An 18564-nucleotide genomic window follows, 5' to 3' on the forward strand; every position below is an offset into this window, starting at 1 on the left:
CGACGACGCGGTCGGCATCGGCCAGCACGGAGGGGTCGTGCGAGACGCAGACCACGGTCGCGCCGCGGTCCGCCTCCGCGCGCAGGACCGACCGGATCCGCTCCGCGCTCGCCGAGTCGAGGCCGGTGGTGGGCTCGTCCAGGAGCAGCAGGCCGGCCCCGCGGGCGAGCCCCTGGGCGAGGAGCGCCCGCTGCCGCTGACCGCCGGAGAGCACCGCGAAGGGCTCCCGGGCGAGCGCGGCGATCTCCATCCGCTCGAGCGCGGTGGCGATCGCGTCCGCCGCGCGCGCGTCGCTGCGGCGGAGGCGGCCGAGCCGACCCCAGGTGCCCACCGCGACCACGTCGCGCACCGTCACCGGGAGGCGGTCCGGGATCGACGCCCGCTGCGGCACGAAGGCGATCGCTCCGGTGACGTCCCGCGTGCCGGACGTCAGTGGACGCACTCCCGCGATCACCTCCAGAAGCGTGGACTTGCCGGCGCCGTTCGGCCCGGCGATCACGGTCAGCGAGCGCGCGGCGACGTCGAGATCGACCCCCGCGAGAGCGCGGCGGGAGCCGAAGTCGACGTGAGCGCCTCGGAGGCGGACCGGGGGCTCGGGCAGGGGTGAGACGTCCATCCCGACGAGCGTACAGGAATGATAACTGTTCTCATTATCGTGTACGGTCGGGCACCATGCCCAGCCTCCTCGCCGGAATCCTCGAGCCGTTCGCTCTCGACTTCCTCCAGCGCGCCCTCCTCGGCGGCCTCCTCGTCGCGGTCCTCTGCGGCGTCGTCGGCACCTGGGTGGTCATCCGCGGGATGGCCTTCCTCGGCGAGGCGCTCGCCCACGGGATGCTCCCCGGCGTCGCCCTCGCGACGGTGCTCGGCGCGCCCGTCCTCGTGGGCGGCGCAGCCAGCGCGGTGCTGATGAGCCTCGGCATCGCGGCCCTTCAGCGGCGCGGACGACTGTCCTACGACACCAGCATCGGCCTGCTCTTCGTCGCCATGCTGGCGCTGGGGGTCATCGCGATCTCGCACTCGGGCAGCTTCGCCACGGACGCGACCTCGATCCTCTTCGGCGACATCCTCGCGATCACCCCCGTCGACATCGGGCTGCTCGCCGCCGCCGCCGGAGTCGGCCTCCTCGTCGCAGCGGCCTTCCACCGCCCGCTCGTCGCCCTGGCGCTGGATCCGCGCATCGCCGCGGTGCTCGGCCTCGGTCCGCGCTCGGCTCAGGCCGCGCTGGTCGGTCTGGTGACCCTCGCCGTCGTCGCCTCCTACCAGGCGGTCGGCTCGCTCCTCGTCGTCGGGCTCCTGCTGGCTCCCGCGGTGGCCGCCGGTCACTGGACCACGCGCATCCCGACCCGGATGCTGCTCGCGTCGATCCTCGGCGCGGCCTCCGTGCTCGTCGGCCTGCTCGTCTCCTGGCACGCGGCCACGGCCGCGGGCGCCTCGGTCGCCGGCACGGCCGTCGCGGTCGCCGCGGTGTCCTGGGCGGTCCGCTCGGCCGCGTCGGCCCTCGCGTCCCGGTCGGGCCCTCAGCCGGTCGCCGCATGAGGCCCTGCCGGCACCGCTCCTCCCCCGCTCACCCTCGAAAGGACTCCGTGCACTCCCGAACCACCGCCTCCACCGTCCTCCTGGGCGCCCTCGCGCTGGGCCTGGCCGCCTGCTCGACCGATGCCTCCGCGCCGGCCGCGGACGACACGGGCTCCGGCCACGGCGCCGTCGCGAACGCCGCCGAGCTCGCCGAGCCGCGCCTGGGGCTGACGACGATCGACCCGTCGGGCGCCGTGTCGCACCTCGACCTCCTCGACGAGACGGTCACCGGCCTCGGCACCATCGGCGCACCGAGCGCGATGACGACCGACGGCCGCTACCTCTTCGCCCAGACCGATGCGGGCGTCGAGATCGTCGACAGCGGCGTGTGGACCTGGGACCACGTGGACCACTTCCACTACTACCGCGCGGACCCCCGCCTGATCGGCACGGTCGCGGGCTCCGGGACGGCCGTCGTCGCCACGACGAACCTCTCGACCACCGGCGGAACCGGACTCTTCTTCCCCGACACCGGCGAGGCGGTCCTCCTCGACACCGAGGCGCTGTCGAAGGGGGCGATCGTCGAGCGGTTCCGGAAGGACGTCGAGCCCGGACCCGGGATGGTCGTGCCCGTCGGCTCGTCCGCACTGGTGACCGAGGGGTCCGGATCCGGAGCGGCCGTCGCCGGCTACGACTCGGACGGCGAGCCGACGGGCCTCCGCGAGGCCTGCCCCGACCCCGCCGGGACGATCACCACCCGCGTCGGCGCCGTCATCGGCTGCTCCGACGGCGCACTCCTGGCGTCGATCGAGGACGAGGAGCTCATCGTCGAGCGGATCCCCTACCCCGCCGGCACCACCGCGCCACCCGCCGCCTCCTTCGACAACCGTGAGGGCCGCCCCACGGTCGCCGGCCTCGCCGGGGACGCGGGCATCTGGCTCCTCGACACCCGGGAGCGCTCCTGGAGCCTCCTCTCCTCTCCCGCCCCGCTGGCGCAGGTCACCGCGGTGGACGACGCGGACGAGACCGTCCTCGCCCTCGCCGCCGACGGCCGCGTGCTGGTGCTCGACGGCTCCGACGGTGCGGTCCTCGCCGAGACCGCGCCCCTCGTCGCGGACACGACCGCGGACGGCTCGCGGCCCGTCCTGATCGCCGACCAGCAGCGGGCCTACCTCAGCGCGCCCACCGAGCGGAAGCTGCACGAGATCGACTACGCGGACGGCGCGCGCCTCGCCCGCACCTTCGAGACCGCCACCGAGCCGGCCTTCACGGCGGAGACGGGCCGATGAGGCGCGGCTGGGCCCTCGCGTCCGCCGCGGCGGTCCTGCTCCTGTCTGGCTGCACGTCCGCGGAGGAGGACGAGAGGCCCCTCGTCATCGTCTCCACCAACGTCCTCGGCGACGTCGTGGGCGAGCTCGTCGGCGACGAGGCGCAGGTCGTCACGCTGATGAAGCCCGACGCCGACCCGCACTCCTTCGAGATCTCGGCGCAGGAGGCGGCGCGCCTGCGCTCCGCCGACCTCGTCGTCTCGAACGGGCTCGGACTCGAGGAGGGCCTGCAGCAGCACCTCGACGAGGCCTCCGGTGAGGACGTCCCCGCGTTCGTCGCCGGCGACGCCGTCGACGTCCTCGACCACAGCGAGGGCGACGCGGAGGGGAGCCCGGACTCGCACTTCTGGACGGACCCCGGCCGGATGATCGACGTCGTCGACTCCCTCGGGCCCGTGCTCGCCGCGCTCGACGGCGTCGATCCGGCCGCCGTCCGGGACCGGACGGCCGGCTACCGCGCCGAGCTCGAGCGGCTCGACTCCGAGATGGCCGCGGCGTTCGCCGCGATCCCGGCCGAGCGCCGCGCCCTCGTCACCAACCACCACGTCTTCGGGTACCTCGCCGACCGCTTCGACTTCGACGTCGTCGGCGCCGTCATCCCCGGAGGCACGACCCTCGCGGCGCCGTCCGCCTCCGACCTCGCCGATCTCGTCGACGCGGTCGAGCAGACCGGCGTCCCCACGATCTTCGCGGAGTCCTCGTCTCCCGACCGCCTGGTCCAGGCGCTCGCGAGCGAGGCCGACATCCGCGTGGAGGTGGTCGAACTGTTCACGGAGTCCCTGACGGGGCCCGAGGGCGGCGCTCCCGACTACCTCGCCATGATGCGCGTCAACACGCAGCGCATCGCCACCGGGCTCTCCCCGTGAGCCCTCCGATCCACCACCAGGAAGAAGAAGCACCCATGCAGAATCCCCACGTCCGGCGGGCGGGCCTCGGCCTGATCGCCGCCTGCTCGATCACGGTCCTCGCGGCCTGCTCGTCGAGCTCGACCCCGGCCGCCGAGTCCTCGGCGTCCACCGCACCGGCCACCGAGGCCGCGGCGGCCGACGGCGCCCGCGTCGCCGTCGCCTACGAGGGCGGCATCCTCGTCCTCGACGGCGAGACCCTCGAGACCGTCGCGGACATGGACTCCGAGGAGTTCACCCGCCTCAACCCCGCCGGCGACGACCGCCACGTCCTGGTCACCATGAGCGAGGGGTTCCAGCTCCTCGACACCGCCGCCGGGACCGGCGGCGAGCCGGAGCTGACGGACATCGTCTTCCCCGCGGACACTCCGGGCCACGTCGTCCGGCACGCCGGGAAGACCGTCCTCTACGCCGACGGCACGAGCGACACGACCGTCCTCGAGACCGCCGACCTGGCGTCCTCGGACGGGATGCCCGAGACCGAGACCATCCCGGGAGTCGAGGCGCACCACGGCGTCTCGATCGTCCTCGAGGACGGCACCTTCCTCACCACGGTCGGTGACGCCGACGGGCGCACCGGCATCGAGGTGCGCGACGCCTCCGGAGCCGTGACGGCCACGAACGACCAGTGCCCCGGTGTCCACGGAGAGGGCACGGCCGAGAACGAGGTCGTCGTCTTCGGCTGCGAGAACGGCGCCCTGGTCTACGACGGCGGCGAGATCACGAAGCTCGAGGCACCGGACCAGCCGTACGGCCGCATGGGCAACGCCTGGGTCAGCGAGACCAGCCCGATCATCGTCGGCGACTACAAGGACGACCGCGACGCCGAGGGCTACCTCCTGCACCGCGTGGCGCTGATCGACACCGAGGCGAAGACCCTCGACGTCGTCGACCTGCCCGAGGGCGTCGAGTACACCTTCCGCGGCGTCGCCCGCGGCCCCGACGACCTGGCGTACATGATCGCCTCGGACGGCGCGATCCACGTGCTCGACCCCGAGACCGGCGAGCTGACCGCCTCCTACCCCGTCGTCGACGCCTGGGAGAGCCCGGTCGAGTGGCAGGACCCGCACCCCGCGATCACGGTCGCCGGGGACATCGCCTACGTGACCGACCCGGCCGCCGACAGCATCCACGCCGTCGACCTCGCCACGGGAGAGGTCGTCGCCACGGGCGAGCTCGACGTCACGCCGAACGAGATCGCCGTCGCCGCGAGCTGACCATCGGCACGGAGGAGGGGCGCGGGGCCGTGGGCCCCGTGCCCCTCCTGTTCACCTGGAGGGGCCAGGATCTCCGCATGACGACCGACTTCGATCTCGACCAGGTGGTGCGCGACGTGACCGCGAACGTGCGCAAGAAGTTCCCCGACCACTCCGAGGAGCAGGTCGCGCCGCTCGTGCGCGAGGAGCTCGCGGACCTGCAGGACCGGCCCGTGCAGGACTACCTGACGGTGCTCACGGAGCGAGCGGTCAAGCGCCGCCTCAAGCGCGAGGCGCGCGGGGAGTAGACCGGGTCAGGCGAGCGCCCGCTCGATCGACGCCCGCAGCGCCGGAGCCGGCCGGAGCGCGCCCGCCTCCTCCGCCTCGAGGAGCGCCTGCGCGTCCGCCGGGCTGTGCTCGCGGTACCAGCGGTCGACCGGGACGCCGTGCCCGGGCCGGCTCAGGACCTCGACGGCGTCGCCCGCCTCCACCGATCCGCGGTGCAGCACCCGCAGGTACGCGCCGGTGCGCCCCTCGTCGGCGAAGCGCTTCACCCACTGCGGCTCTCCGAGGGCCCGCTGGAACGTCGCGCACGGCGTCCGCGGCATCGTCACCTCGACCTCGACCGCCTCGCCGATCCGCCAGCGCTCGCCGATCACGGCTCCGCTCACGTCGAGGCCCGCGATCCGCAGGTTCTCGCCGAACATCCCCGCGGCCACCGGCCGCCCCAGGCGCTCCGCCCACCAGAGCGCGTCCTCGTCGGAGTAGGCGTAGAGCGCCTTGTCGAGGCCGCCGTGGTGCGCGCGATCGGCCTGCACATCGCCGTAGAGGCCCAGGTCGCGCACGCCGACGGGACCCTCGACCGGCCGCTTGTCGATCGCGGTCACGCCGACCGTGCCGGAGTCGGGCAGGAGGCGGGCGACGCGGCACACGGCGAGTAGGCGGGGCATGCCGCCATGGTGCCAGCACTAGGCTCGCCGCGTGCGCGACGCGACCGCTCCTCCCCGGCTCGACCCCCTCCTCCTCGACGGCCTCGCCGAGGGGTACGCCGGGGACACGGGCGCCCGGGAGCACGCCGAAGGGCTGCGCTTCGCCGGCACCGACCTCACCGGCGCCGATCTCACCGCGGCCTCCTTCAGCGAGTGCGCGCTGGAGGGAGTGGTCCTGGACGGCGCCCAGCTGCGGGCCGCGTCGATCGCGGAGTCGCGGCTCGAGCGGCTGGACGTCCCCAGGCTCTCGGCGCCGCGGAGCCGGCTCCGATCCGTCGAGCTGCTCGCCTCGCGGCTGGGCTCGGCCGAGCTCTACGAGAGCACCTGGGAGCAGGTGCGCGTGGCCGACTGCAAGCTCGGCTACCTGAACCTCCGCGGCGCCGCGGTGCGCGACGTGCTGCTCGAGCGCTGCACGATCGACGAGCTCGACCTGGCGGGTGCGACCGGCACGCGGCTGCGCCTGGTCGACTGCGACGTCCGCTCCCTCGATCTCTCCCGGGCCCGGATCGAGCACCTCGATCTGCGCGGCGCCGAGCTGCACGTGCTCACCGGGCTGGACGGCCTCCGCGGCGCCACCCTCTCCGAGCTGCAGCTCAGCCTGCTGCTGCCGCTGTTCGCGGAGCACTTCGGGGTGCGGGTGGGCTGAGCCGGCGGTCCGCCTAGCGCCGGCGGGCGATCAGCCGCGTCAGAGCGCGGCGGCCGAGGAGGAACACGGCCAGCACGACGGCCGTCACGATCACGAAGCTCCACTGCACGCCCTGCCCGGAGGCGATCCGCAGGAGCATCCCGCCCGCGACGGTCACCGCCCAGACGACGAGCCCGGCGGGCACGATCCGGTCCGGGGAGCGCCACGAGCGCGTGACGACCCAGCCGAGCAGGAGCGCCGCCAGGAACGGCCAGAGCGTGGTGAGCAGGCCGATCAGCGCCGACCCCTCGTCGTGGCTCCCGCGGCCGATCAGCACGAAGACCAGGACGAGCACGGCGTCGAGGGCGAGGCCGAGCCCCGCGTGCCGGGTCATGCGGGCTCCGTCACGAAGTCGATGAGCTGCTCGACCCGGCCCAGCAGCGCCGGCTCCAGGTCCTGGAAGGTGCGCACCCGGCCGAGGATGCGCTGCCAGGCGCGCGCGATGTCGGCCTGCTCCTCGTGCGGCCAGCCGAGCGCCTCGCAGATCCCGTGCTTCCACTCGGTGCCGCGCGGGATCTCGGGCCAGCGCTCCAGGCCGATCCGGCCGGGCTTCACGGCCTGCCAGACGTCGATGTAGGGGTGGCCGACGACGAGGACGTGGGCGCCGTGCGGACCGGCGGCGACCTGGTCGGCGATCCGCGACTCCTTCGAGCCGCGCACCAGGTGGTCGACGAGCACGCCGATGCGGCGCCCCGGACCGGGCCGGAACTCGCGCACCAGCTCGTCGAGGTTGTCGACGCCCTCGATGTACTCGACGACGACGCCCTCGACCCGCAGGTCGTGGCCCCAGACCTTCTCGACCAGCTCGGCGTCGTGCCGGCCCTCGACGTAGATGCGGCTGGGCAGGGCGACCCGCGCCTTCGCGTCGGCGACGTGGAAGGAGCCGGAGGCGGAGCGCGCGCGACCGAGGCCGGCGTCGCGCTTCAGCCCGGGCGCCTTGAGCGACACGGGCTTGCCCTCGAGGAGGAACCCGGGCCCCAGCGGGAACACGCGGACCTTGCCGAACCGGTCCTCCAGCCGCACCATCCGCAGCTCCACGCCGAGCACGGCGCCCACGAAGCCGGAGGCGACCTCCTCGACCACCAGATCGCGCTCGGCCTCGACCACCGCCACCTCGACCCTGCCGCGAGCGCGCCAGTCGCCGGCGAGCACGTCCTGCCCGTACCTGTCCTCGTCCATCGCACCGAGGGTAGCCGGAGGCGCGCGGGGCGCCGCGCGGACACGGCGCATGCACCTCTGCTTACATGAGCAGATGACCGAGGACCTCGAACCCGCCGCCGAGCTCTTCAAGGTGCTGTCCTCCTCCTCCCGGCTGCGCCTGCTCCGGGCCCTCGCCGAGGAGACGTCGACGGTCGGGCGGCTGGCCGAGGTGACCGGGCTCTCGCAGCCGCTGGTCTCGCAGCACCTGCGGATGCTCCGCACCGCCGGGCTGGTCGCGGTCGAGCGCGTGGGCCGCGAGGCGCACTACTCCGTCGCCGACACCCACGTCACGCACATCGTCGACGACGCTGTCCGGCACGCCCAGGAGGGGTGACCTCCGTCCCTGTCGGGAACGATGATCGCTCTCGATTAGGCGCATCCATTGCAATGCGTTTATGGATCTGGTCGACTGGAGCCCGTCGCGTCCGCGGCCCCCGCATCCGGAAAGGCAGCACCATGAGCACCACCGATCTCCACGCCGAGCACCCCGTCACCGAGCACGAGCACGGCGAGGGCTGCGGCCACCCGGCCGTGCAGCACGAGGACCACGTCGACTACGTCCACGGCATGCACCACCACGCCCTGCACGGCGACCACTACGACGAGCACGAGTCGGAGGCCGAGCACTCGACCGCCGACCACGAGCACGGCGACGCCTGCGGCCACGAGACCGTGCAGCACGACGACCACGTCGACTTCGTCCACGGCGGCCACAAGCACGCCGCTCACGCCGGCCACTACGACGAGCACTGAGGCCGTGCGCGACGGGAGGGCTCGCACCCTCCCGTCGGCACTCAGCCCTGACGTGCCTTGAAGCGCGGGTTCAGCTTGTTGATCACGAAGACGCGGCCGCGGCGGCGGACCACCTGCGAGCCGGGCTGCGCCTTCATCGACCTGAGGGAGTTGCGGACCTTCACGGATGCTCCTGTCGTTAATGAGAACTGTTATCGATAGAGTAGCGGTCCATGGAGCCCCACCACCCCGCACCCGCCGTCCTCGCCGTCACCCTCGTCAGCGCGACCGACCCGCGGGACGCCGGGCGGACCGCCGCACTCCTCGCCGGCAGGCCCGAGTCCCGGATCGCCTTCGAGGTCGATCCGCCCGGCGCCGACGGTCCCGCTCTCGCCGAGGAGCTCCACCGGCGCCTCGCGGCCGACGCCGACGACGGCCACCGCGGTCACACGGTCGTCGCCCTCGACGGCCAGGCCGACCCGCTCGAGATCGGACTCGTGCTCGAGCACCTCTGCGCGCAGCGGCATCCCGCCGACACCCGCATCGCGATCCTCGACGTGGTCGCCGTGACGTCGACGGAGGAGATCCTGCGCGTGCTCTGCGGCGGCGCGGGCCCCTCCTTCGACTCGGCGGAGCGCCTCGCCGCCCGCCTGGAGTTCTCGAGCCTCATCGCCCTCGCCGAGCCCCTCTCCGAGAGCGACCCCGAGCGGACCGCACTCGTCCGCGACCTCCTGCGAGCACTCGCCCCCACCGCCGATCTCCTCCCCGCCGGTGAGCTCCCGGCGGCGCCCCGGAGGCTCCACCCCCGGCGCGCGCACGCGATCGCCTCCTCGATGGGCTGGCAGTGCGCCCTCAACGGGACCCCGCGGCGCCGCGCCTCGGGCACGACCGTCGAGGAGTTCGTGTTCCGCGATCCGCTGCCCTTCCACCCCGGCCGCCTGAGCACGGCGGTCCACGGGGAGCTGGTGGCGGAGAAGGTGGGCCGCATCCTCCGCTCCCGCGGCCTGGTGCGCCTGGCGACGCGCGCCGACCGGGTCGGCTCGTGGTCGGTCGCCGGCGACGTGCTGACGCTGGACCCGACCAGCCTGCTCAGCTGGGACGAGGACGCGCCTCTCGGCCAGGAGCTCGCCTTCTTCGGGACGGGCCTGGACACCGGGAGACTGACCGCCGTCCTGCAGAGCTGCCTGCTCACCCCCGAGGAGCTGCTGGCCGGCCCCGCCGCCTGGGCGGAGTACGCGGACCCCTTCCCGCGCTGGGTGGACGAGCACCGGCGCTGAGCCGGGCGTCCTCCGAGGCGCTGGACTCGACGAGCGCGACCCGGCCCCTGCGTCCGAGCGCCGCCCGCTCCCGCGCCAGCCGACCGTGCGCCGGGAGTGTGACGCGCGGAGGCTCCCGCCGGGCGGCGGGTGGGTAGGCTGACCGGACAGCACGTGCTCCGGGGTCGGTGGGAATTCCGAACCGGCGGTCACAGTCCGCGAGCCGCAGCCCCTCGAGAGGGGCGGCGGTTGACCTGGTGGAACTCCAGGACCGACGGTGAAAGTCCGGAGGAGAGGCAGCACGAGCGTCGCGCATCACCGCGCGATGCTGAGCGACGGTGCCCGCGCACCGTCGATCGAGACCCCGGAGTTCGGCGACGAACGGAAGAACCGGGAATGACGATCGACTACGAGCACGCGATGCGCCGGGCGCTGGCGCTCGCCGAGCGCGGGCCCGCCCGCGGACCCAACCCGCGCGTGGGCTGCGTGATCCTCGCGCCCGACGGCACCGTCCTCGGCGAGGGCTGGCACCACGGAGCCGGCACCGCGCACGCCGAGGTCGACGCCCTGTCGCACGTCGCGCCGGGCGCCGCCGAGGGAGCGACGGCCGTCGTCTCGCTCGAGCCGTGCGACCACACCGGGCGCACGGGCCCCTGCAGCCGCGCCCTGATCGAGGCGGGCGTCTCCCGCGTCGTCTACGCCGTGCCGGACCCGGGCGAGCGCTCGGCCGGCGGCGGTCGCACCCTCCGCGAGGCCGGCGTCGAGGTGATCGAGGGCGTGCTCGCCGAGGAGGGAGAGCAGTTCCTCCACCCGTGGCTCACCGCGACCCGCCTGCACCGCCCCTTCGTCACGCTCAAGTGGGCCTCGACCCTCGACGGCCGCACCGCGGCGGCGGACGGCAGCAGCCGCTGGATCACCGGAGCGGCGTCCCGTCAGCGCGTGCACGAGCAGCGTGCCGCGCACGACGCGATCCTCGTCGGCACCGGGACCGTCCTCGCCGACGATCCCGCGCTCACCGCCCGCGGCGACGGAGGCGAGCTCCTCGCCCACCAGCCGGTGCCCGTCGTCGTCGGCACGCGCCCTGTGCCGCCGGGCGCCCGCCTGCACGAGCACCCCCGCGCCGTCGTGGTCGAGCGCACCCGCGACCTCGCCGCGGTCCTCGCGCACCTCTACTCCGCCGAGATCCGCAGCGTCTACGTCGAGGCCGGACCGACCCTCGCCTCCGCGCTCGTCGCCGCCGGACTGGTCGACGAGTACCTCGTGTTCCTCGCGCCCGCGCTCCTCGGCGGCCCCCGCCTCGCGCTCGGCGACCTCGGCGTGGAGAGCATCGGCGGGGCCCGGCGCCTCTCCCTCCGCTCGGTCGAGATCCTCGGCGACGACCTCCTCGTGACCGCGCGCCCCGACGTCCTCCCCGCGGGCGGTGCCGGCACCCCGGCCCGCCTCCCCCACGCCCTGCAGATGGAGACCCACTGATGTTCACCGGAATCATCGAGGAGAAGGGCGTCGTGACCGCCGTCGAGGCGGGCGCCGACGCGATCCGCCTCAGCATCCGCGGGCCGCTCGCCGTCGAGGGCGTGCGGCACGGCGATTCGATCGCGGTCTCGGGCGTCTGCCTCACCGTCGTCGAGCACACCGACCAGGGCTTCACCGCCGACGTCATGGCGCAGACCCTGCGGATGTCGACCCTCGACGGCGTGGGCGTCGGCGACCCCGTGAACCTCGAGCGCGCCGCGCTGGTCGGCGACCGGCTCGGCGGCCACATCGTCCAGGGCCACATCGACGGCACGGCGACGCTGCTCGCCATCGCACCTGGCGAGGCCTGGCGGGTGCTGCGGTTCTCGCTGCCGACCGGCATCGCTCCGCTCGTCGTCGACAAGGGCTCGATCGCGGTGGACGGCGTCTCGCTGACCGTCTCGGCGATCAGCCCCGCCGCCGAGCCGGAGCAGTGGTTCGAGGTCTCGCTGATCCCCGAGACGCTCGCCGTCACCACGCTGGGCGCGCGCGCGATCGGCGATCAGGTCAACATCGAGACCGACGTCCTGGCCCGCCACGTCGAGCGGATGCTCGCGCTGCGCTCGATCGCGGAGGCCCGCTCATGAGCCTCGCCACCATCCCCGAGGCCGTCGAGGCACTGCGCGCCGGGCGCCCGATCATCGTCGCGGACGACGAGGGCCGCGAGAACGAGGGCGACGTCATCGTCTCGGCCCAGCTCGCCAGCCAGGAGACGATCGCCTGGATGGTCCGCCACTCCTCCGGGTTCATCTGCGCGCCGATGACCAACGAGATCGCCGACCGCCTCGCCCTGCCGCTGATGGTGGTCGAGAACGAGGACCCGCGCGGCACCGCCTACACGCTCTCCGTCGACGCGGCCGACCGGCTCTCCACCGGCATCAGCGCCTCCGACCGCGCGCACACCCTCCGCGTGCTGGCCGACCCCGAGGCGACCCCCTCCCGCCTGAACCGCCCCGGCCACATCCTGCCGCTGCGCGCCGTCGACGGCGGCGTGCGCGAGCGCGACGGGCACACGGAGGCGGCCGTCGACCTGATGAAGCTCGCCGGCCTGTACCCCGTGGGCGCGATCTCCGAGATCGTCGCCGAGGACGGCGAGATGATGCGGCTGCCCGGCCTGATCGCCTTGGGCGAGCGCGAGGGCGTGCCGGTGACCACGGTCGCGGCCCTCATCGCGTACCTGCAGGAGTTCCACTGCGACGCGGAGGTGCCCGTCACGGTCGCGGTCCCGGAGAGCGCCCGGGTGAGCTTCGAGGTCGAGACCACGGTGCCGACCACCCACGGCCCGTTCCGCATCCGCGCCTACCGCGACCGGCAGACCGGAGCGGATCACGTCGCGATCCTCGCGGGAGAGGTCGCCGCGGGGCGGCCCGCCCTGGTGCGCGTGCACTCCGAGTGCCTGACCGGCGAGGCGTTCGGCTCGCTGAAGTGCGAGTGCGGGCCCCAGCTCGACGCCGCCCTCGACACGATCCAGCGAGACGGCGGCGTCGTCGTCTACCTCCGCGGTCACGAGGGCCGGGGCATCGGCCTGATCAACAAGCTGCGCGCCTACCGCCTGCAGGAGGACGGCCTCGACACCCTCGACGCGAACCTCGCCCTCGGGCTCCCCGCCGACGCGCGGGACTACGGAGCGGCGGTCGGGATCCTCGAGGACCTCGGCCTCACCGAGGTGCGCCTGCTCACCAACAACCCCGAGAAGGTCCGCCAGCTCACCGACCGCGGCATCGTCGTCGCCGAGCGCGTGCCGCTCGTCGTCGGAGTCGGCGCCTTCAACGAGGGCTACCTCGAGACCAAGCGCGACCGCATGGGCCACACCCTCGACAGCGTCCTCGACCACGACCCCCTCGACGCCGGGATCTCCGGCCTCGCCCTCGACGCCGGGATCGCCGGCGCCACCACGAAGGAGTAGCAATGGCCGGTAGCGGCGCCCCCACCACCTCCCCTCTCGACGGCTCGGGACTGCGCGTCGTCGTCATCGCGGGCACCTGGCACGAGCAGATCAGCGACGGCCTGATCGCCGGAGCGGGCCGAGCCCTCGACGAGGCCGGAGCGTCCTGGTCGCTCGTGCGCGTGCCCGGCTCGTTCGAGCTGCCCGTCGCCTCGAAGGCGGCCCTGGAGGCGGGGGCCGACGCGGTCGTCGCCCTCGGCGTGATCATCCGCGGCGGCACCCCGCACTTCGAGTACGTCTCGGACGCCGCCACCTCCGGGCTCACCACCGTCTCGATCCTGACGGGCAAGCCGGTCGGCTTCGGCGTGCTCACCCTCGACACCGAGCAGCAGGGCATCGATCGCGCGGGCCTTCCCGGCTCGAAGGAGGACAAGGGGCGCGAGGCGGCCGAGGCGGCGGTCTCGACCGCTCTGCTCCTCCGCTCGCTCCGCAGCTGAAGCACTGCGGGCGGCCCCCGTCCTGGGGCCGCCCGCACACGAACCTGGGAGAACACGGAGTAAAGTGGTCGGGTCGTCACGAGCGACCCTCTCTCCTCCCCCTCGCCTCAGCGGCCCGCGACGCCCGATCGACGCCCCGCCGCGCCGGCTCGGGGGGAGCCGCCGTCCACACGGAGCCCCTCCCTCATGTCTTCTCCCGCCGTCTCCGACGCGCCAGCAGCCGCCCCGCAGAACTCCCGCGGCCGCGTCATCCTCGCCAGCCTCATCGGCACGTCGATCGAGTTCTACGACTTCTACGCCTACGCGACCGCCGCCGTCCTGGTCTTCCCGTCGCTCTTCTTCGTCAACGAGGACCCGGCCACGGCCCTCCTCGCCTCCTTCGCCGTCTTCGGCGTCGCGTTCATCGCGCGCCCGATCGGGTCGATCATCTTCGGCCACTTCGGCGACCGCGTCGGCCGCAAGGGCACCCTCGTCGCCTCACTGCTCACCATGGGCGTCGCGACCTTCCTGATCGGCTGCCTGCCCACCGCGCTCACGCCCGGCTGGGAGTTCCTCGCTCCGTTCCTGCTCGTGGTGATGCGCTTCTGCCAGGGCCTCGGCCTCGGCGGCGAGTGGTCCGGAGCCGCGCTGCTCGCGACCGAGAACGCACCGGCCGGCAAGCGCGCCATCTACGGCACCTTCCCGCAGCTGGGCGCACCGATCGGCTTCATCGTCGCCAACGTCCTGTTCCTGGTGCTCGCGAGCACGATGAGCGACGAGACGTTCGCGGCCTGGGGCTGGCGCGTGCCGTTCCTGGCGAGCGCCGTGCTCGTGATCATCGGGCTCTACGTGCGGTTCAAGCTCGTCGAGACGCCCGCGTTCCAGAAGGTCGTCGAGAAGGGCGAGGTCGCCAAGCTGCCCCTCGCCCGCGTCTTCGTCACCAGCTGGCGCCCGCTCATCCTGGGCACCTTCATCATGCTGGCGACCTACGTGCTCTTCTACCTGATGACCACGTTCACGCTGACCTACGGCACCTCACCCGTCGACGGCGCGGTTCCGGGCCTCGGCTACACGCGCAACGACTTCCTCGTCATGCTGATCGTCGGCGTGGTGTTCTTCGGGATCTTCACGCTCGTCTCCGGCCCGCTCGCGGAGCGCTTCGGCCGCCGGCGGACGCTGCTCGTGGTGACCGCGGCGATCCTCGTGTTCGGCCTGCTCTTCGTGCCCCTGTTCAGCGCCGGCTTCGCGGGCGTCATGGCGGTCCTGATCCTCGGCTTCACGCTGATGGGCCTGACCTTCGGCCCGATGGGCGCCGTCCTCCCCGAGCTGTTCCCGACCAACGTCCGGTACACCGGCTCGGCGATGGCGTACAACCTCGCATCGATCCTCGGAGCCGCCCTCGCGCCGATCATCGCGGTCGCGCTCTGGAGGGCGGCGGGCGGCAGCACCGTGCTGGTCGGCCTCTACCTCAGCGCCGCGGCGGTGCTGACGCTGATCGCACTCCTGCTCTCCAAGGAGACGAAGAACGCGTCGTACCACGACAACGTGTCGTAGGACTCCCTGCAGAGGACGGCCCGTCGGGATCCCCCGGCGGGCCGTTCGCGTCTCCGCTGCCTCCCTGAGCACCGGGCCCGCCCTCTGGCGGCCTGCTCGCAGCGACGACGGGGCAGAATGGACGGCGATGAGCACCACCACCTCCCGGCGCGGCGGACGACGACCCTCCCGCGACGACGGACCCCGCGCCTCCTTCTCGCAGCTCGTGCCCTACCTGCTCGAGCACCGCGGCATCCTCTCGGTCGTCGTGGTCCTCAGCCTGTTCGGAGCGGCGGCGAGCCTCGGCCAGCCCCTGCTCGTCGGCCAGGTCATCACCCGGGTCCAGTCCGGTCTCGATCTCGGCCCGCTCGTGTGGGCCCTCGTCGGCCTGGTCGTGGCCTCCGGGCTCATCTCGGGCTTCGCGCACTACCTGCTCCAGCGCACCGGCGAGGGGATCGTGCTCTCGAGCCGCCGCCGCCTCGTCGCGCGGCTGCTGCGCCTCCCCATCCGGGAGTTCGACGCGCGCCGCACCGGCGACCTCGTCTCGCGCGTCGGCTCCGACTCCACGCTCCTGCGCGCGGTGCTGACCCAGGGGCTCGTCGACTCGATCGCGGGCTCCCTCGTCTTCGTCGGCGCGATCATCGCGATGGCCGTCATCGACTGGGTGCTGCTGCTGATCATCGTGGCGGTGGTGGCGGTGGCCCTCGGGCTCGCGCTGACCCTCGGCCGCGGCATCCGCACCGCCAGCCGCAAGGCCCAGGAGAAGGTCGGCGATCTGGCCGCGGCCGTCGAGCGCGCCATCAGCGCCGTCCGGACGATCCGCGCGGCCGGAGCCACCGATCGCGAGATCGCGGTCGTCGACCAGCACGCGACGGAGGCGTACCGCCTCGGGATCCGCGTCGCGCACGTCTCAGCCCTCGTGGTGCCGGTGGCGGGGATCGCCATGCAGGTCGCCTTCCTCGCCGTCCTCGGCGTCGGCGGCTACCGCGTCGCGTCCGGCGCGATCGACATCGCCCAGCTGGTCTCGTTCATCCTCTTCCTCTTCATGATGGTGATGCCGCTCGGCAACTTCATCGGTGCCATCACCTCGGTGAACTCGGCGCTGGGCGCCCTCGGCCGCATCCAGGAGATCATCGACCTGCCGATCGAGGGCGACGGCGACGCCTCCGCGGGCGGCCTCGGCGCCGGCGTGGCGGAGGAGGCCATCTCCTTCGAGGACGTCGTGTTCTCCTACGAGGAGGGCGCCGTGCCCGACGCGGCGGCCGTAGCGGACGAGCGCGACCGCACCGTCCTGCGCGGCGTCTCCTTCACCGTGCCGCGCGGCAAGCGCACCGCCCTGGTCGGACCGTCGGGAGCGGGCAAGAGCACGATCCTCGCCCTCATCGAGCGGTTCTACGACCCGGAGGCCGGCGTCGTCCGACTCGGCGGCGTCGACATCACGGCCATCGACCGCGACGCGCTCCGCGCGCAGATCGGCTACGTCGAGCAGGACGCCCCCGTCCTGGCCGGCACCATCCGCGAGAACCTCGTCCTCGGCCGCCCCGACGCCGACGACGCCGACTGCCTCCGGGTGCTCGAGGCGGTGAACCTGACCGACGTGCTCGAGCGCAACCCGCTCGGCCTGCACGCGCCGGTGGGTGAGAGCGGAGTGATGCTCTCGGGCGGCGAGCGTCAGCGCCTCGCGATCGGCCGCGCGCTCCTGGCGGCCCCGCCGATCCTGCTGCTGGACGAGTCCACGTCGAGCCTCGACGGCCTCAACGAGCAGCGCCTGCGCCTGGCGATCGACGCGGTCGCCGAGAACCGGACCCTGCTGGTGATCGCGCACCGCCTGTCGACGGTGGTCGACTCCGACCGCATCGTCGTGCTGCAGAAGGGCGAGGTCGTGGGAGTCGGCACCCACTCCGAGCTCGTCGAGTCGACGCCGCTGTACCGGGACCTCGCCAAGCACCAGCTGCTCGTCTGACGGACGCCGCAGCGGCGTCTCGAGAATGCCGCCGCCTCATGCCGGTCGACCAGCCGAGCAGCGACGTGTCGAGACGCCCGCACGTCTCGAACGCAGCCTGCGCCGACTCGTCCCTCAGCGCGGCGGCAGCCGCAGAGCCCCGTCGAGCCGGATGGTCTCGCCGTTGATCATGGGGTTCTCGACGATGTGCCGCACCAGGGCCGCGAACTCCTCGGGGCGTCCGAGTCGGGCCGGATGCGGCGTCGCCGAGCCGAGCGCCTCGCGGGCCTTGTCCGGCAGCCCGGCGAGCAGGGGCGTGTCGAACGTGCCCGGTGCGATCGACACCACGCGCACGAGCCGGGCAGCGAGCTCGCGCGCGAGCGGCAGGGTCATCGCCGCCACGGCTCCCTTCGACGCGGCGTAGGCCGCCTGTCCGATCTGCCCCTCGAAGGCGGCGACGGAGGCGGTCGTGACCAGGACTCCCCGCTCCCCGTCGACCGGCTCCCGCTCGGCGATCGACGCCGCGGCGAGGCGCAGCACGTTGAGCGTCCCGGTCGTGTTGATCCGCAGCACCCGCTCGAACTGCTCGAGCGGCAGCGGCCCGTCGCGTCCGAGCAGCCGCCCGGGTGTGGCCACGCCCGCACAGCTCACGGCGACGCGCAGCTCCCCCGCCGCCTCCACGGCGCTCGAGACGGCGTCCGGATCGAGGACGTCCCCGGCGATCAGCTGCACGGAGGCGGGCAGACGCGCGGCCTCCACCGCGTGCGGCAGATCGAGCACGACTACGTGCGCTCCTGCGGCGTCGAGCGCCGTCGCCGTCGCGGCTCCCAGTCCGGACGCTCCCCCCGCGATCAGCGCGGACGTCCCCTCGAGTCGCACGGTCAACCCGCCGGAGCGGGGGTGGAGTCGGCGTCGGGATCGTCGGTCGGCTCGCTGCCGGGCTCCCCCGTCGGATCACTGCTCGGCTCTCCGGACGCGAGCGCCTGCGCCGAGCAGTCGGTCAGGGTGGCGTCGTAGGCGTCCCGGGCGCGCTGCGCCGCCAGGCGGACCTCCTCCTCTGCGAGCGGGCTCGCGAGCGGCGGCCGGTCACTCAGGCCGTAGCGGGCGAGGCAGTCGCTGATCAGGCGGGTCATGCGCGCGCCGCTCTCGGGATCGGCTGTGCCGGTGGGCGCCGGGGCAGCGGTCGCGACGGAGCCCGAGTCGCGCACGGACCCGTCCGGCACCTCCGCGGCGGGACCGGAGCAGGCGGTGAGGCTCAGTGCGAGCGCGACTCCGACGAGCAGCGCGACGGGCGGGCGGAGCGTCGTGCGCAGGAGCATGGACGACCTCGTTCGTGACGGCTGCGGGCAGGAGTGCGGCCACGGTAGCGCAGTCGATGCTTCCGGCGAGCGCTGGGCGCGCTCTCACGCC

At 73.6% G+C, this 18564-nt stretch carries 22 protein-coding genes and 1 riboswitch; of the genes, 15 read left to right on the forward strand and 7 right to left on the reverse strand.

The genetic code is table 11. The features are described 5' to 3' along the window. Positions 1–616, reverse strand: a 616-nt coding sequence (gene aztA / locus C5C27_RS06605) for a zinc ABC transporter ATP-binding protein AztA (protein ID WP_104313957.1), incomplete at its 3' end; no start/stop codon positions are given. 56 nt (positions 617–672) lie between these two features. Between aztA and aztB the strand changes: the two genes are divergently transcribed. From aztB to C5C27_RS06630, 5 genes are all read left to right on the forward strand, one after another. Then, the gene (gene aztB / locus C5C27_RS06610; protein ID WP_104313958.1) at positions 673–1536 is read left to right on the forward strand and encodes a zinc ABC transporter permease AztB; all 864 of its coding nucleotides are present in this window, start codon (positions 673–675) and stop codon (positions 1534–1536) included. A gap of 47 nt (positions 1537–1583) precedes the next feature. After that, entirely contained in the window at positions 1584–2804 is a 1221-nt protein-coding gene (locus C5C27_RS06615) for an ABC transporter (protein WP_104313959.1), read from the forward strand. Continuing rightward, the gene (aztC, locus tag C5C27_RS06620) at positions 2801–3709 is read left to right on the forward strand and encodes a zinc ABC transporter substrate-binding protein AztC (RefSeq protein ID WP_104313960.1); all 909 of its coding nucleotides are present in this window, start codon (positions 2801–2803) and stop codon (positions 3707–3709) included. The genes C5C27_RS06615 and aztC overlap by 4 nt, the downstream gene beginning before the upstream one ends. Positions 3710–3744: 35 nt before the next feature. Further along, positions 3745–4965: a zinc metallochaperone AztD gene (gene aztD, locus C5C27_RS06625; protein ID WP_104313961.1), complete on the forward strand. Its 1221-nt coding sequence runs from the start codon at positions 3745–3747 to the stop codon at positions 4963–4965. 77 nt (positions 4966–5042) lie between these two features. Beyond that, positions 5043–5252, forward strand: coding sequence for a three-helix bundle dimerization domain-containing protein (locus C5C27_RS06630; protein ID WP_104262881.1), 210 nt, complete (start codon positions 5043–5045; stop codon positions 5250–5252). Between the two features lie 6 nt (positions 5253–5258). On the opposite strand, the gene C5C27_RS06635 is transcribed toward C5C27_RS06630, so the two are convergent. Further along, on the reverse strand, positions 5259–5894 hold the full coding sequence (locus C5C27_RS06635; protein WP_104226901.1) for an MOSC domain-containing protein: 636 nt from the start codon (positions 5892–5894) through the stop codon (positions 5259–5261). A 31-nt stretch (positions 5895–5925) separates the two neighbouring features. Between C5C27_RS06635 and C5C27_RS06640 the strand changes: the two genes are divergently transcribed. After that, a complete protein-coding gene (locus C5C27_RS06640; protein ID WP_104313963.1) occupies positions 5926–6579 on the forward strand; it encodes a pentapeptide repeat-containing protein in 654 nt (217 codons plus the stop codon). A gap of 13 nt (positions 6580–6592) precedes the next feature. Here C5C27_RS06640 and C5C27_RS06645 read toward each other — a convergent pair whose 3' ends face one another. Together C5C27_RS06645 and C5C27_RS06650 are read right to left on the reverse strand one after the other, a co-directional pair. Next, entirely contained in the window at positions 6593–6952 is a 360-nt protein-coding gene (locus tag C5C27_RS06645) for a DUF3054 domain-containing protein (protein ID WP_104233715.1), read from the reverse strand. After that, positions 6949–7797: a DUF3097 domain-containing protein gene (locus C5C27_RS06650; RefSeq protein ID WP_104233716.1), complete on the reverse strand. Its 849-nt coding sequence runs from the start codon at positions 7795–7797 to the stop codon at positions 6949–6951. The genes C5C27_RS06645 and C5C27_RS06650 overlap by 4 nt, the downstream gene beginning before the upstream one ends. 73 nt (positions 7798–7870) lie before the next feature. Here C5C27_RS06650 and C5C27_RS06655 point away from each other — a divergent pair, with 73 nt between their 5' ends. Further along, positions 7871–8152 carry a helix-turn-helix transcriptional regulator gene (locus C5C27_RS06655; RefSeq protein WP_104237707.1) on the forward strand — a complete coding sequence of 94 codons (282 nt, stop codon included), beginning with the start codon at positions 7871–7873 and terminating at the stop codon, positions 8150–8152. 122 nt (positions 8153–8274) lie between these two features. Then, the gene (locus C5C27_RS06660; protein ID WP_104313964.1) at positions 8275–8571 is read left to right on the forward strand and encodes a hypothetical protein; all 297 of its coding nucleotides are present in this window, start codon (positions 8275–8277) and stop codon (positions 8569–8571) included. 41 nt (positions 8572–8612) lie between these two features. On the opposite strand, the gene ykgO is transcribed toward C5C27_RS06660, so the two are convergent. Beyond that, on the reverse strand, positions 8613–8735 hold the full coding sequence (gene ykgO / locus C5C27_RS06665) for a type B 50S ribosomal protein L36 (RefSeq protein ID WP_104226896.1): 123 nt from the start codon (positions 8733–8735) through the stop codon (positions 8613–8615). Positions 8736–8783: 48 nt separating this feature from the next. Between ykgO and C5C27_RS06670 the strand changes: the two genes are divergently transcribed. The 7 genes from C5C27_RS06670 (at position 8784) to C5C27_RS06700 (ending at position 17175) form a co-directional block, all read left to right on the forward strand. Further along, positions 8784–9827: a GTP-binding protein gene (locus tag C5C27_RS06670; RefSeq protein ID WP_104313965.1), complete on the forward strand. Its 1044-nt coding sequence runs from the start codon at positions 8784–8786 to the stop codon at positions 9825–9827. Between the two features lie 151 nt (positions 9828–9978). Beyond that, positions 9979–10111: riboswitch (FMN riboswitch) on the forward strand. 91 nt (positions 10112–10202) lie between these two features. Then, positions 10203–11279 carry a bifunctional diaminohydroxyphosphoribosylaminopyrimidine deaminase/5-amino-6-(5-phosphoribosylamino)uracil reductase RibD gene (gene ribD, locus C5C27_RS06675; protein ID WP_258066531.1) on the forward strand — a complete coding sequence of 359 codons (1077 nt, stop codon included), beginning with the start codon at positions 10203–10205 and terminating at the stop codon, positions 11277–11279. Beyond that, entirely contained in the window at positions 11279–11905 is a 627-nt protein-coding gene (locus C5C27_RS06680; RefSeq protein WP_104260344.1) for a riboflavin synthase, read from the forward strand. Before ribD ends, C5C27_RS06680 begins: the two co-directional genes overlap by 1 nt. Then, positions 11902–13224 (forward strand): GTP cyclohydrolase II, encoded by a 1323-nt coding sequence (gene ribA, locus C5C27_RS06685; RefSeq protein ID WP_104222225.1) that lies wholly within the window; start codon positions 11902–11904, stop codon positions 13222–13224. The genes C5C27_RS06680 and ribA overlap by 4 nt, the downstream gene beginning before the upstream one ends. Positions 13225–13226: 2 nt before the next feature. Then, complete coding sequence (gene ribH / locus C5C27_RS06690; RefSeq protein WP_104237710.1) at positions 13227–13700, forward strand: 6,7-dimethyl-8-ribityllumazine synthase; 474 nt, start codon at positions 13227–13229, stop codon at positions 13698–13700. Positions 13701–13886: 186 nt separating this feature from the next. Further along, a complete protein-coding gene (locus C5C27_RS06695) occupies positions 13887–15233 on the forward strand; it encodes an MFS transporter (protein ID WP_104222221.1) in 1347 nt (448 codons plus the stop codon). Positions 15234–15360: 127 nt separating this feature from the next. Beyond that, positions 15361–17175: an ABC transporter ATP-binding protein gene (locus C5C27_RS06700; RefSeq protein WP_104233721.1), complete on the forward strand. Its 1815-nt coding sequence runs from the start codon at positions 15361–15363 to the stop codon at positions 17173–17175. 114 nt (positions 17176–17289) lie between these two features. Here C5C27_RS06700 and C5C27_RS06705 read toward each other — a convergent pair whose 3' ends face one another. Beyond that, the gene (locus C5C27_RS06705) at positions 17290–18033 is read right to left on the reverse strand and encodes an SDR family NAD(P)-dependent oxidoreductase (RefSeq protein WP_104237734.1); all 744 of its coding nucleotides are present in this window, start codon (positions 18031–18033) and stop codon (positions 17290–17292) included. Between the two features lie 2 nt (positions 18034–18035). Continuing rightward, complete coding sequence (locus C5C27_RS06710; RefSeq protein ID WP_104313966.1) at positions 18036–18473, reverse strand: hypothetical protein; 438 nt, start codon at positions 18471–18473, stop codon at positions 18036–18038. Between the last annotated feature and the right edge of the window lie 91 nt (positions 18474–18564).

The organism is Rathayibacter sp. AY2B7 (assembly GCF_002931635.1).
Classification (GTDB): Bacteria; Actinomycetota; Actinomycetes; order Actinomycetales; family Microbacteriaceae; genus Rathayibacter.